The organism is Nocardioides sp. NPDC127514 (genome assembly GCF_040302125.1).
Lineage (GTDB): Bacteria > Actinomycetota > Actinomycetes > Propionibacteriales > Nocardioidaceae > Nocardioides.
This window is the reverse complement of record NZ_JBEORF010000007.1, coordinates 153030-165356: the sequence shown is the minus strand read 5'-3', so window position 1 is coordinate 165356 and position 12327 is coordinate 153030. Positions and strand designations below refer to the sequence as shown.

Genomic DNA, 12327 nt, shown 5'->3' with positions numbered 1-12327 from the left:
GACTCAGGCCTCCTGGTTCGTGGTCGGGCGCTCGCCGCGCGTCGTACGCTTCTCGATGTCCTTGCGCGCTGCCTGCTCGGGCGTCAGCGCGACGATCCGCTTCACGAAGATCCCCGGAAGGTGGACGTCGGCCGGGGCGATCTCACCGACCTCGACGACCTCCTCGGCCTCGACGACGGTCACCCGACCGGCCATCGCGGCCGGTACGTTGAAGTTGCGCGTGGAGGCGTTGAACTGGGCGTTGCCGGCCCGGTCGACGCGGGTCGCGCGGACCAGCGCGAAGTCGGTGATGATGCCCTCCTCGAGCACCATCTGCTTGCCGTGGAACTCCCTGACCTCCTTCGGCTCGGAGGCCTCGGCGATCGTCCCGTCGGGGTTGTAGCGGTAGGGCAGGCCGCCGTCGGAGACCATCGTGCCGACGCCGGTCGGGGTATAGAAGGCGCCGATCCCGCTGCCGCCCGCGCGCATCCGCTCCGCGAGCGTGCCCTGCGGGGTGAGCTCGAGGGTGATCTCGCCGGCCAGGTACTGGCGCCCGAACTCCTTGTTCTCGCCGATGTAGCTCGCGATCACCCGGGAGATGCGGTGGTCGTCGAGCAGCAGCCCGAGCCCGGCGCCGTCGACGCCACAGTTGTTGGAGACCACCATCAGGTCGTCCGCACCCTGCTCGCGCAGCGCCTCGATCAGGAACCACGGGATTCCCACCAGCCCGAAGCCGCCCACGGCCAGGCTGGCCCCGCTGTGAATGTCGGCGACCGCCTCCGCGGCCGACCCGACCACCTTGTCCAGACCCATGTCTTCTCTGCTCTCTCGAAGGATTTCGTACGTCGCTCTGCCGGCTGCTTTCAGCGCACCGACTCGAAGACCGCAGCGAGCCCCTGCCCGCCACCGATGCACATCGTCTCCAGGACGTACCGGGCCTCACGCCGCTGCGCCTCGCGGGCGGCGGTGGCGAGGATGCGGGCGCCGGTGGCGCCGATCGGGTGACCGAGCGAGATGCCCGAGCCGTTGGGGTTGAGCCGCTCGTCGGTGGCGTCGATCTTCCACTCGCGCAGGACGGCGAGGACCTGGGCGGCGAAGGCCTCGTTGAGCTCGATCAGGTCGACCTCGTCGAGGGTGAGCCCGGCCCGATCGAGTGCGGCGCGGCTGGAGAGGACGGGGCCGATGCCCATCCGCTCGGGTTCGCAGCCGGTGACGGCCCACGACTTGAGCGCCAGCAGGGGAGTCAGGCCGCGCCTCTCGGCCTCGGCGCGCGTGGTCACGATGCACATGGCGGCGCCGTCGTTCTGGCCGGACGCGTTGCCGGCGGTGACGGTCGACTCCTCGTCGACCTTCAGCCGGATCGGGCGCAGCGAGGAGAGCTTCTCCAGGGAGATGTCGGCACGCGGGTGCTCGTCGCGGTCGACGACGACGTCGGGCTTGCGGCGGCCGCCGGGGACGGTCACCGGAACGAGCTCGTCGGCGAACTTGCCGGCCTCGTGGGCGGCGACGGCACGCTGGTTGGAGCGCAGCGCGAGCTCGTCCTGCTCCTCGCGCCCGATGCCGTAGTCACGGCGCAGGTTCTCGGCGGTCTCGATCATGCCGCCGGGGAGCGGGTGGTCCTTGCCGCCGGCGGTCTCGCGAGCCCGGTCGAGGCGGTCGAGCAGCTCGATGCCGCCCTGCTTCACCCCTCCGCGCAGCCCGAGCGCGTAGTGCTCGACGTTGGACATCGACTCCGCACCACCGGCCACGACGAGGTTCGCGGCCCCGGTGGCGACCGAGCCCGCGGCGTACAGGATCGCCTGCAGGCCCGAGCCGCAGCGACGGTCGATCTGGAGGCCGGGGACGCCGTTGCCGAGCCCGGCGTCGAGGGCCGCGATGCGGCCGATCGCAGGGTTCTCGCCGCTCGCGTAGCCGTTGCCGAGGATGACGTCGTCGACGTCGCCCTCCTGGAGGCCGGTGCGCGCGACCAGCTCGCGCAGGACCGTCGTGGCGAGGTCGGTCGCGGTCAGCGGCGCCAGGGCGCCGAGGAACCGGCCGACCGGGGTGCGGAGGGGCTCGCAGATGACGATGTCGTTGGCGGAGCTGCTCATGCCGTCGACGGTACGCGTGCAGTCATGACTTGAGAAGTATTCATTTGGCGTCGATTGACACGTCTGAAGTCTTGATCCACTGTCCGACCGGACAGTGCGCGGGCGAGGCTATTGCGATAAGTTCGCGTTAGCAGTTTCCTCTCGGGTTCCACTTCGACCGACCCCCACGCAGATCAATGAGGTGACCATGCACGTCCCCGACGGCTTCCTGGACGCGCCGACGTCGATCGCCACCGGTGCAGTCGCTGTCGTCGCGGTCGGCGTCGCGCTGCGCGGCGCGCGCCGTGAGCTCGACGACAAGACCGCCCCGCTGGCCGGCCTCGTGGCCGCGTTCGTCTTCGCGACCCAGATGCTCAACTTCCCGGTGGGGGCGGGCACGAGCGGTCACCTGATGGGTGGCGCGCTGGCGGCGGTGCTGGTGGGGCCGTGGACCGGGGTGCTGTGCGTCTCGGTCGTGCTGATCGTGCAGTCCCTGCTCTTCGCCGACGGCGGCATCACCGCGCTCGGCACCAACATCCTGCTCATGGCCGTCACCACTGTGCTCGTCGGCTGGTTCGTGAGCCGGGTGCTGATCAAGGTGCTGCCGAAGCGGGTCGGGCTGGTCGCCCCCGCGGCTGCGATCGGCGCCTTCCTCTCCGTCCCCGCGGCGGCGGTCGTCTTCACCGCGCTCTACGCGGTCGGTGGCACCGCCGACATCTCGCTGACCACGCTGGCCACCGCGATGCTCGGCTGGCACACGGTGATCGGTCTGGGCGAGGGCGCGATCACGTTCCTCGCGGTCGGCGCGATCCTGTCCGTACGCCCCGACCTCGTCTACGCCGCGCGAGGCGTGATCGCCGAGCGAAACCTGGTGATCAAGCCGAAGGAGTCGGTGGCATGAGCGAGTCCACGAAGACCGTGCCGTTCAAGTGGGTCGCCGTCGGCATCGCCGTCGTCGCGCTCCTCCTGGCCGGGGTGGTCTCCTACTACGCCTCCGCCCACCCCGACGGCCTCGAGTACGTCGCCGGCAAGACCGGCTTCCTCGACAGCGCCTCGGAGCACGGCGCGGCCGACGGCCCGCTGGCCGACTACGGCACGAAGGGCGTCGACAACGAGCGGCTCTCCGGCGGTCTCGCCGGCGTGATCGGCACCGTGGTGGTGCTCGTCCTCGCCGGTGGTCTGGCCCTGGTCGTACGCCGCCGCTCCGCCGAGTCCGAAGAGGCCTGACCCGGTGCCCGCCCATCTGAAGGTGCTCGCTCTGATCGGCTTCATGCTCGTGGTGGTGGCGACGCCGCGGGAGTGGTTCGCTGCGTACGCCTTCTTCCTCGCGGTCCTGGTGACGGTCGGCGCGGTGGCGCGGGTGCGCCCGGGGTGGGTGCTGAAGCGGATGGTGGTCGAGACGCCGTTCGTGGTCTTCGCGGTGCTGATGCCCTTCATCGCGCACGGGCCGCGGATCGAGGTGCTCGGACTCAGCCTCAGCGAGTCGGGTCTGCTCTCGGCGTGGGGGCTGCTCGTCAAGGGCACCCTCGGTGTGATCGCCGGGCTGCTGCTGGCCGCGACCACGACGCCCCAGGAGCTGGTCCACGGCCTGGAGCGGCTGCGGCTGCCTCAGCAGCTGGTGCAGATCATGGCGTTCATGGTGCGCTACCTGGAGGTGGTGACCGACGAGATGCGCCGGATGGCGGTCGCGCGTGCGTCCCGTGGCTTCGAGGCCCGCAACCCGCTCCACTGGCCGGTGCTGGCCCGCTCGGTCGGCGCGCTGTTCATCCGCTCCTTCGAGCGCGGCGAGCGCGTGCACCTGGCTATGGTCTCGCGCGGCTACACAGGGAGAATGCCCCGGTGACCACTCCAGTCCTGGACGTACGCGGCCTCGCCTTCGCCTACCCCGACGGCCATCAGGCGCTCTTCGGCGTCGACCTGCACGTCCACCGCGGTGAGCGGGTCGCGCTGCTCGGTCCCAACGGGGCCGGCAAGACCACGCTGGTACTGCACCTCAACGGCATCCACCTCGCCGGCGCCGGATCGGTCGCGGTGAGCGGGCTTCCCGTGACCAAGGCCAACATCAAGGAGATCCGCCGCCGAGTCGGCATCGTCTTCCAGGATCCCGACGACCAGCTCTTCATGGGCACCGTCCGCGAGGACGTCGCCTTCGGCCCCGCCAACCTCGGGCTGCGCGGCTCGGAGCTCGACGCCAAGGTGACCGAGGCGCTCGCGAAGGTCGGCATGGAGGAGTACGCCGACCGGCCCCCGCATCACCTCTCCTTCGGCCAGCGCCGCCGGGTCGCGGTGGCCACCGTGCTGGCGATGGACCCCGAGATCCTGGTCCTGGACGAGCCCTCCTCCAACCTCGACCCCGCCTCCCGCCGCGAGCTCGCCGACATCCTCCGCGACCTCGACGTCACCGTTCTGATGGTCACCCACGACCTGCCGTACGCCCTCGAGCTCTGCGAGCGCTCCGTCATCCTCGACGGCGGCATCGTGGCCGCCGAGGGCCGCACCGTCGACGTACTCTCCAACGCCGACCTGATGCGCGCCCACCGCCTCGAGCTCCCCTTCGGCTTCGACCCGGTCGCCGCAGCCGCCACCCTCTAGCCGAGACGTCACTTACGTTGGCCGAGACGTCAGTTAGGTCGGCCGAGACGTCAGTTAGGTCGGCCGAGTTGGCACCGTGGTGCCAACTCGGCCGACGGGGCTGACGCCTCGGCAGGGGTCAGTCGGCCAGGCGGCGGGAGCGGTAGTGGAGCTTGGCGCTGACGTAGCCGCGCCAGCCGACCAGGGTGAGGCCGAGGAAGAGGAGCGAGACGACCAGGAAGGCGGGCGCGAGGCCCTCGCCGGAGAGGCCGCGCAGCACCATCCCGATGACGTACGTCCCGAGCCAGACGACCACGCCCGCAGGCCATGCGCGAGCGGCAGGCCAGCGGCGCCAGATCAGCACGGCCCAGGACACGGCGAGCCCGATCAGGAAGGGCCAGGCGATGCGGAGCACGACGAGCGCTGGGCCGGAGTCGTGCGACTGGCGTCCGGCGAAGGCGAAGAGGAGCACGAAGAAGACGTCGACGGCGAAGGCCGCGACCGCCCACTTGGGCACGAGCCCGGCGATGAGTGGGGAGGAGTCGTCGGGCTTCGTGGAGGACATGGGCCCAGGATACGAGCCTGATCTACGAGACCAGCCAGACCCCGCCGCGCATCACCCGGGTCGGCTGCAGCGACTCGTCGGTGAGCACGAGGTCGGCGCGCGCGCCGGGCTCGAGGCGGCCCGCGTCGAGGCCCACCACCGATGCCGGCCGCAGGCTCGCGGCCTTCATCAGCATGGCCAGGTCGATCCCGGCGGCTGCATGGCGGCGTACCTGGTCGATGAGCCGCGACGTACCCCCGGCGATCGACCCGTTGCCGGTCCCGTCGGCCACGCGAGCGACCCCGGAGCGTACCTCCACGGACAGCGGTCCGAGCTGGTAGTCGCCGTCGGCCATCCCGGCCGCGGCCATCGCGTCGGTGACGAGCACGACCGAGCCGGGCACCATCGACATCACGGCCCGGACCGTCTCGTCGTCGAGGTGTACGCCGTCGGCGATCAGCTCCACACAGGCATCGCCGACACCCGCGGCTCCGAGAGCGCCGAGCACCGGCCCAGGCGAGCGATGGTGCGCGGGCGGCATCCCGTTGAAGAGATGGGTGACCAGGCTCCCGGGCCCGGACAGGAAGGCACGAGCCCGCGAAGCCGACGCCGCGGTGTGTCCCAGTGCCACCACGACCCCGGCCTCGGTGAGCACCGAGGCGACCTCATCGGCCCCGGGGAGCTCCGCGGCCAGCGTCATCACCCGCAGGTGACCCCGTCCGGCCTCGACGAACTCACGGGCGAGACCGGCATCCGGCGCGAGCAGCATCGCGGGATCGTGCGCCCCGCGGCAGGAGTGCTCCAGGAACGGCCCCTCCATGTGGATCCCGGCGATCAGCCCGGCCTCCGCGGCCGTGGCCAGCGCCGAGACGACCGACAGCAACCGGGTTGGCGAATCGGTCACGGTCGAGGCCAGCAGCGTGGTCGTGCCGGCAGCGTGATGAACGCCGGCCGCGGTGGCGATCTCGTCCGCCGACGTCGAGTGGAAGGACGCACCGCCACCGCCGTGGTTGTGGATGTCCACCAACCCCGGGAGCAGGATCCCCGACGACGACGGGTCGCCGGGGACGGCAGCCCGCACATCCGAGACGAGCCCCGCGGACACGGTCACGACGACGTCGTCGAAGCCGCCCGGCCGCGGCACTCGGCCGCGCACCACATGCTCTAGATCCATCGCTTGAACCAGATCCTCGTCAGCCATTCCTGCCGGGTGAGCAGCTCATCGGTGTAGATCGGCCAGAACCAGGCGAAGTTGCAGATCACCAGCACGACGAAGATGCCACCGGCGACGGCACCCCCGACGCGACGCCGGGTGGCAGGGTTTCCGCCGGCCAGCGGCGGCGGCCGGTCGAGCAGCTTGCCCAGACACAGGCACAGGCCGAGCACCAGGAACGGCAGCGCGATGATCATGTAGAAGGAGAAGATCGGCCGCCCCGCGTACTGCAGCCAGGGCAGCCACGTCGACAGCACCCCGACGACGGCGACCCCGAACCTCCAGTCCCGCGCGGCGACCCACATGAAGGCCGAGACGATCAGCGCGACGAACGCTCCCCACCACAGCACCGGGGTGCCCAGGAGCAGCACCTGCCGCAAGCACGTCCCAGCCTCGGCAGGGCCGTCGCCGTCGGGATCGGTTGCGGGGGAGGCATCGCACATCTCGCCGCGCGACTTCGCGCCCGACAGGATCCCGGTGTCGGCGGCGACCCCGACCGGCCGGTTCAGGACCAGCCAGCCGATCGGATGCGAGCCGTAGGTGTGCTCGGCGCACTCCAGGAAGTGGGTGTGGAAGGTGAAGACGTCGCGGTGGTAGTACCACAGCGACCGCAGCGACTGGCTGACCTCGCCGAGGCCGGACGCGTCCGGCTCCGTGGCGGTCGGCCAGCGCTTGTCGTTGAGGTTCTCGGGGACGTACGACTTGTTCTCGCAGTGGCCCTCGCCGGTGTAGCGCGTGTACTGCGTCGCCGAGAGCGACTCCTCGTAGACGTCCGCGTGGGTCATCCACGGGATCCACGTCATCACGTAGACGGCCAGCGCGACGCCCACCAGATGCACGAACGCCGTCGGCCCGTCGGCCACACAGGCACGGAGCCATGACAGCCGTACGCCGAAGGAGCGCCGCATCCCCGCGGACCAGGCCACATAGAGGAGACCGAAGGCGGCCAGCGGGTAGAGCGCCTCCCACTTGGAGCCGATCGCCAGGCCCCATGCGATGCCTGAGCAGAGCAGCCACGGACGGAACAGCATCTGGCGGACAGGACCCCATGCACCCGGCGCGGCGAGCTGGGTGGGCGCGAGCGCGGAGAACCGCCGCCGGCACCAGTCGCGGTCCATCACCATCAGGTGCACCGCGAGCAGGAGGAAGAAAGCGACGAAGAGATCGAGCAGGGCCAGGCGCGAGAGCACGAACGCGAGCCCGTCGAGGGTGACCAGGATGCCGCCGACGAGACCGAGCAGCATGGAGCCGGAGACGCGGCGTACGAACCGGATCGTCAGCAGCACCAGCAGCGAGCCGACCACGACCGAGGCGATCCGCCAGCCGAACGGGTCCATCCCGAAGAGCTTGATGCCCAGGGCGATGATCCATTTGCCCACGTCGGGGTGGACGATCATCGACGGCCCGTCGGCGAACTGCCCGTCGAGCTGTCCGGCCAGGATGTTCTCGTCGGCGCCCTCGATGAAGTTACGCGCGTAGCCGAACTCGAGCAGCGCCCAGGCGTCCTTGGCGTAGTAGGTCTCGTCGAAGGCGAAGACCTTCGGGGTGCCCAGGTGCCACAGCCGCAGCAGGAACGCCAGCGCGGTGATCCCGAGCGTCGCCGCCCAGCCGGCCCGCGGCGAGCCGTTGATGCGGCGCCGGGCGCGTTCCCAGGCGGTCGGCAGGAAGTGACCTGAGGGGGTGCTGGCCAGGCCCTCCATGGGCTCCGGCTCCTCGGTCACCGTCGTCGTCACGAGGGAACCTTATAAGCCTGCGACAATATCGGTGTGGTAGATCCAAACGATGGCGTGCTCGTACTCGCGGCAACCCCGATCGGACGCGTCGAGGATGCCCCACCCCGCTTGGCCTCCGAACTCGCCACCGCGGACGTCATCGCCGCTGAGGACACCCGCCGCCTGCGTCGGCTGACGACGGATCTCGGTGTCGAGATCAAGGGCCGCATCGTCTCCTACTTCGAGGGCAACGAGAGCTCACGTACGCCGACGCTGCTCGCCGACCTCCTGGACGGCAACCGCGTGCTGCTGGTGACCGACGCCGGGATGCCCTCGGTCTCCGACCCCGGGTATCGCCTGGTCGCCGCCGCGGTCGAGAAGGACGTACGCGTCACCGCGGTGCCCGGCCCCTCGGCCGTCCTCACCGCCCTGGCCGTCAGCGGCCTCCCCGTCGACCGGTTCTGCTTCGAGGGCTTCCTGCCCCGCAAGGCCGGCGAGCGTTCCCGCCGCCTGGCGAACCTGGCGAAGGAGGAGCGCACCATGGTCTTCTTCGAGGCCCCCCACCGCACCGAGGCCGCCCTGGCGGCGATGCGCGACGCCTTCGGCGACGGCCGGGGCGCCGCGGTCTGCCGCGAGCTGACGAAGACCCACGAAGAAGTACGCCGCGGGGGACTGGCCGAGCTCGTCGACTGGGCCGCCGAGGGAGTGCGCGGCGAGGTCACCATCGTCGTCACCGGCGCCGACCCGTCCGCCGAGATCGGCAGCGACCCCGACAGCCTCCGCGCCGCCGTCGCCGACCTGGAAGGCGAGGGCCACACGAAGAAGGAGGCCATCGCCGAGGTGGCCAGACTGGCCGGCGTACCGAAACGCGAGGTCTACGACCTCGTCCACAAGAGCGTGTAGAAGACTGGTGAGCATGAGTTTCGCCCCGGCACCCGAGCCACTGCCCGCACCGGTCGTCGACAACCACACCCATCTCGACATCGTCCGAGGGGACGAGAGTCTCCCGGTCGAGGAAGCGCTCGCGCAGGCGGCCGCCGTGGGCGTGACCAGGGTGGTCCAGATCGGCTGCGACCTGCCCGGTGCGCGCTGGGCGGTCGAGGCGGCCCAGACGTACGACAACATGGTCGCCGGGGTGGCGCTCCACCCCAACGACGCTCCCCGCCAGCCCGACCTCGAGGCCGCGCTGGACGAGATCGAGAAGCTCGCCGGGGCGCACGACAAGGTGCGCGTGGTGGGGGAGACCGGGATGGACTTCTTCCGCACCGACGAGGAGGGTCGCGAGACCCAGGCCTACTCGTTCCGGCGCCACATCGACATCGCCAAGAGGCTCGACAAGACCCTGATGATCCATGACCGCGACGCGCACGAGGCGGTGCTCGAGGTGATCGACAGCGTCGGCCCGCCCGAGCGCTGGGTGATGCACTGCTTCTCCGGCGACCCCGAGTTCGCCCGCCAGTGCCTCGACCGCGGTGCCTACCTCTCCTTCGCCGGCACGGTGACGTTCAAGAACGCCCAGTACCTCCGTGACGCCCTCGCGATCACTCCCCAGGACCGCATCCTGGTCGAGACCGACGCCCCGTTCCTGACGCCCCACCCGCACCGCGGCGCGATCAACTCCAGCTACATGATCCCGGCCACGATGCGGGTGATGGCCGACGTACGCGGCGAGGACCTCGAAGCGCTCTGCCACGCCGTCAACACCAACACCGAGACGGCCTTCGGCGGCACCTGGTGATGGACCGGCACTGACACGAGAGGGGCCCGAGGCGATCGCCTCGGGCCCCTCTCGTTGCTGTGATCAGGTCAGGAGACGCTGAGCGTCATCGTGCCCCTGCGCTCGTCCGAGTAGAGCACCTTGATCTTGACGCCGCTGCCGGCCGTCTTGGTGGAGTGCGCCGGGTTGGACGCGTCGTAGTACGCCGTCTCCGAGCTGTCGTAGAAGGTCGGCACGCCCTTGCGCCGCGGCAGGTCGAGGACGTTGTTCGGGGCGCCGGCGATCTCGTTCTCCAGGTGGAGCGCGTCGGTGCGGTCGACGTCGAAGGTCGAGTCGTACCCCTGGATCCGGTTGCGCGACAGGGTGCCGTTCGACCACTTCTGGACGCCGACGGAGGCGTCGACGACCAGCGCCTGGCCACCACCGGGGTGCTCCGAGGTGTTGTTGTCGGTGAACTCGCCGTTCTTGTACCAGATCAGCAGGCCGTCCTGGTAGGCGTAGTGGTCGACCTTGTCAGGCGCGGTCACCCCGTAGCCGAAGTTGTACGGACCCTCGGCCAGCGTCTTGTCGTAGCCCTTGTACTGCCGGTTCTCGGCGATGTAGAAGCGCGGGTACGTCGAGATGTAGGTGCCGTCGGTGATGCCCATGTACTCCTTGTTGGTCCAGCCGTCGAAGGACGAGAAGTCCGTCGTGTAGGCCGAGCCGACCGAGAGGTCGTCGATGGCGAAGCCGTAGTAGGCGACGCCGCCGTCGTTCGCGGTGCGGAAGCGGAGCTTGACGTTCTGGCCCGCGTACGCCGAGAGGTCGGCGGTCAGGTCGACGTACTCCTGCGGGTCGTGGTCGGCGCAGTTGCCGTCACAGGTGCTGTCGGAGGTGCCGTGGATGCCGTTGTTGTACTCAGCAGAGGACAGGTTCGTCGCCAGCGGGGTCGACCACGTGGTGCCGCCGTCGGTGGAGGCCTCCAGGAAGGTGAAGTCGTACTCCGCCTCGAGGTCGTACTTCACCTTGGCCGAGAGCGTGCCGCCCGCGGGGACGGTGATCTCCGGGCTGACCGCGGTGGCGGTGCGGTCGTCGCCCTTGCCGGAGTAGAGGAACGTCTTGCCGGACGTACCGGAACCGACGTCGTGGGTGGTCTCGCCGTCGGGCAGGTTGACCACGAGCGCCTGCGGGGTCTTGGACCCGGTGTCGTGGAAGCTTGGACCCAGGGTCAGCTTCTTGGACGTACCGGCCTCGACGGTGTCGTAGTTGAGCCAGCCGAGGAAGAGCTTCTCCGGGGCGCCCATGTGGTTCGGGGTGGTGCCGATGGTGCCGTCACCGTGACCGAGCCAGGAGCCCGAGCTCATCAGGGTCCAGAAGCCGGTGCCGTTCTCGCCGCCCGCGGTGTCGTAGAAGTCCGGCAGACCGAGGTCGTGGCCGAACTCGTGCGCGAAGACGCCCAAGCCGCCGTTCTCGGGCTCGGTGGTGTAGTCGCGGATCCAGATGTCGGTGTTACCGATCTTGACGCCGCCGGCCTTCGGGTGGTTGGCGGGGCCGTCGGAGCCGGACGCGTTCGCGGCCCAGCGGTGCGACCAGATGGTCCACGGTGCGCCACCGGCCTCCTCGCCGACGCCGGAGTGGATCGCCTGGAAGTGGTCGATGTAGCCGTCGGCCTCGTTGAAGTTGCCGTCGCCATCGAGGTCGTAGCGGTCCCAGATGTCGTAGTCCTGGAGGTACGCAGTGATCTCGGCGTCGGTCTTGCCGGCCGCCTTCTGCGCGTCGTACCAGGCGTTGGCGCTGTCCTGGACGAAGTTCTTCATCGCGGCGGCGGTCTCGTCGCCCTTGTCGTTCTGGTAGTAGGACTCCGCGTGCGGAAGCGTCACCCAGTCGCTCACGTCGCCCTGGAGGTCGAAGCGGCCGCTCGACATCTCCTTGTAGACGTTGTGGAAGGACTCGGCGCCCTTCTCCTGGTTGAAGAACATGTCCATGTAGTGCTCGCGGGAGAAGTCCTCCTCCCAGTAGGTGGAGTTGTCGTTCTCGGCGGGCGGCGCGATCTCGTTGTGGAGCGGGCCCGAGGTGTTGTCGGGGAAGGCCGGGTTGCCGCCTTCGCCGAACTCGACCAGGAAGCTCAGCAGCTGGGACTTCTCGGTGGGCTCGTGCTCCACCCAGCGGGCGTTCTTGCCCGAGCCCATCTTCACGACCTCGCTGCCGTTCTTCGTGACCGTCTGCTTCTCGCCCGTGGCGACGGCAGTGGCGGCGTTGGTCTTGAGCTCGCGGCGCTTGGTGTTGAGCGCGTCGGGCTTGTCATCGACCTTCTGCTTCACCGCAGCGGCGGCGGGGGTCCCCGAGTCCTCGACGGCGCTAGCCGACGAGTGGGTCAGGGCCACCGGCGTCACGCCGGCGACCGCAACCGCGGCGAGAACGCTGGTAAGGCGTCTGTTCATCGTTCCTCCGGAGTCTGGTGACATCGCGCACATCTGCCTTCCCCGAGAACTGACCGGCACGACGGGCCATCACGACAGAGATGGCTTCGGAGTACAACACCA

Annotated in this window: 12 protein-coding genes; 6 read left to right on the top strand and 6 right to left on the bottom strand. The window is 69.8% G+C overall.

Features of this window, described 5'->3' with window-relative positions:
- Positions 1–3: 3 nt before the first annotated feature.
- Positions 4–792, bottom strand: a complete 789-nt coding sequence (locus tag ABTX24_RS07735) for a CoA transferase subunit A (RefSeq protein WP_160025462.1) — start codon at positions 790–792, stop codon at positions 4–6.
- A gap of 50 nt (positions 793–842) precedes the next feature.
- Entirely contained in the window at positions 843–2069 is a 1227-nt protein-coding gene (locus ABTX24_RS07730; RefSeq protein WP_350838597.1) for an acetyl-CoA C-acetyltransferase, read from the bottom strand.
- A 187-nt stretch (positions 2070–2256) separates the two neighbouring features.
- On the opposite strand from ABTX24_RS07730, the gene ABTX24_RS07725 reads away from it, so the two are divergent.
- The 4 genes from ABTX24_RS07725 to ABTX24_RS07710 are packed head-to-tail and all read left to right on the top strand — an operon-like array spanning position 2257 to position 4640.
- Positions 2257–2949 carry an energy-coupling factor ABC transporter permease gene (locus ABTX24_RS07725; protein WP_350838595.1) on the top strand — a complete coding sequence of 231 codons (693 nt, stop codon included), beginning with the start codon at positions 2257–2259 and terminating at the stop codon, positions 2947–2949.
- The gene (locus tag ABTX24_RS07720) at positions 2946–3275 is read left to right on the top strand and encodes a PDGLE domain-containing protein (protein WP_350838593.1); all 330 of its coding nucleotides are present in this window, start codon (positions 2946–2948) and stop codon (positions 3273–3275) included. The genes ABTX24_RS07725 and ABTX24_RS07720 overlap by 4 nt, the downstream gene beginning before the upstream one ends.
- Positions 3276–3279: 4 nt before the next feature.
- Positions 3280–3891: a cobalt ECF transporter T component CbiQ gene (gene cbiQ, locus ABTX24_RS07715; protein ID WP_160025458.1), complete on the top strand. Its 612-nt coding sequence runs from the start codon at positions 3280–3282 to the stop codon at positions 3889–3891.
- The gene (locus tag ABTX24_RS07710) at positions 3888–4640 is read left to right on the top strand and encodes an energy-coupling factor ABC transporter ATP-binding protein (RefSeq protein ID WP_350838591.1); all 753 of its coding nucleotides are present in this window, start codon (positions 3888–3890) and stop codon (positions 4638–4640) included. The genes cbiQ and ABTX24_RS07710 overlap by 4 nt, the downstream gene beginning before the upstream one ends.
- Positions 4641–4758: 118 nt before the next feature.
- Here ABTX24_RS07710 and ABTX24_RS07705 read toward each other — a convergent pair whose 3' ends face one another.
- From ABTX24_RS07705 to ABTX24_RS07695, 3 genes are read right to left on the bottom strand one after another with little or no spacing between them, the layout of a single operon-like run.
- Entirely contained in the window at positions 4759–5184 is a 426-nt protein-coding gene (locus tag ABTX24_RS07705; RefSeq protein WP_160025456.1) for a DUF3054 domain-containing protein, read from the bottom strand.
- A gap of 22 nt (positions 5185–5206) precedes the next feature.
- Positions 5207–6337: an N-acetylglucosamine-6-phosphate deacetylase gene (locus ABTX24_RS07700; RefSeq protein ID WP_350838588.1), complete on the bottom strand. Its 1131-nt coding sequence runs from the start codon at positions 6335–6337 to the stop codon at positions 5207–5209.
- Positions 6328–8109, bottom strand: a complete 1782-nt coding sequence (locus tag ABTX24_RS07695; protein ID WP_350838586.1) for a dolichyl-phosphate-mannose--protein mannosyltransferase — start codon at positions 8107–8109, stop codon at positions 6328–6330. The genes ABTX24_RS07700 and ABTX24_RS07695 overlap by 10 nt, the downstream gene beginning before the upstream one ends.
- Positions 8110–8163: 54 nt before the next feature.
- Here ABTX24_RS07695 and rsmI point away from each other — a divergent pair, with 54 nt between their 5' ends.
- Positions 8164–8991, top strand: coding sequence for a 16S rRNA (cytidine(1402)-2'-O)-methyltransferase (gene rsmI / locus ABTX24_RS07690; protein ID WP_350838631.1), 828 nt, complete (start codon positions 8164–8166; stop codon positions 8989–8991).
- 13 nt (positions 8992–9004) lie between these two features.
- The gene (locus ABTX24_RS07685; RefSeq protein ID WP_350838584.1) at positions 9005–9826 is read left to right on the top strand and encodes a TatD family hydrolase; all 822 of its coding nucleotides are present in this window, start codon (positions 9005–9007) and stop codon (positions 9824–9826) included.
- 68 nt (positions 9827–9894) lie between these two features.
- Here ABTX24_RS07685 and ABTX24_RS07680 read toward each other — a convergent pair whose 3' ends face one another.
- Entirely contained in the window at positions 9895–12225 is a 2331-nt protein-coding gene (locus tag ABTX24_RS07680; protein ID WP_350838582.1) for an immune inhibitor A domain-containing protein, read from the bottom strand.
- Positions 12226–12327: the final 102 nt, after the last annotated feature.

Bases quoted from the DNA above. Each gene is read 5' to 3' on its own strand.
- ABTX24_RS07735 (WP_160025462.1), bottom strand. From the start codon at position 792: ATGGGTCTGGACAAGGTGGTCGGGTCGGCCGCGGAGGCGGTCGCCGAC.
- ABTX24_RS07730 (WP_350838597.1), bottom strand. From the start codon at position 2,069: ATGAGCAGCTCCGCCAACGACATCGTCATCTGCGAGCCCCTCCGCACC.
- ABTX24_RS07725 (WP_350838595.1), top strand. From the start codon at position 2,257: ATGCACGTCCCCGACGGCTTCCTGGACGCGCCGACGTCGATCGCCACC.
- ABTX24_RS07720 (WP_350838593.1), top strand. From the start codon at position 2,946: ATGAGCGAGTCCACGAAGACCGTGCCGTTCAAGTGGGTCGCCGTCGGC.
- ABTX24_RS07705 (WP_160025456.1), bottom strand. From the start codon at position 5,184: ATGTCCTCCACGAAGCCCGACGACTCCTCCCCACTCATCGCCGGGCTC.
- ABTX24_RS07700 (WP_350838588.1), bottom strand. From the start codon at position 6,337: ATGGATCTAGAGCATGTGGTGCGCGGCCGAGTGCCGCGGCCGGGCGGC.
- ABTX24_RS07685 (WP_350838584.1), top strand. From the start codon at position 9,005: ATGAGTTTCGCCCCGGCACCCGAGCCACTGCCCGCACCGGTCGTCGAC.
- ABTX24_RS07680 (WP_350838582.1), bottom strand. From the start codon at position 12,225: ATGAACAGACGCCTTACCAGCGTTCTCGCCGCGGTTGCGGTCGCCGGC.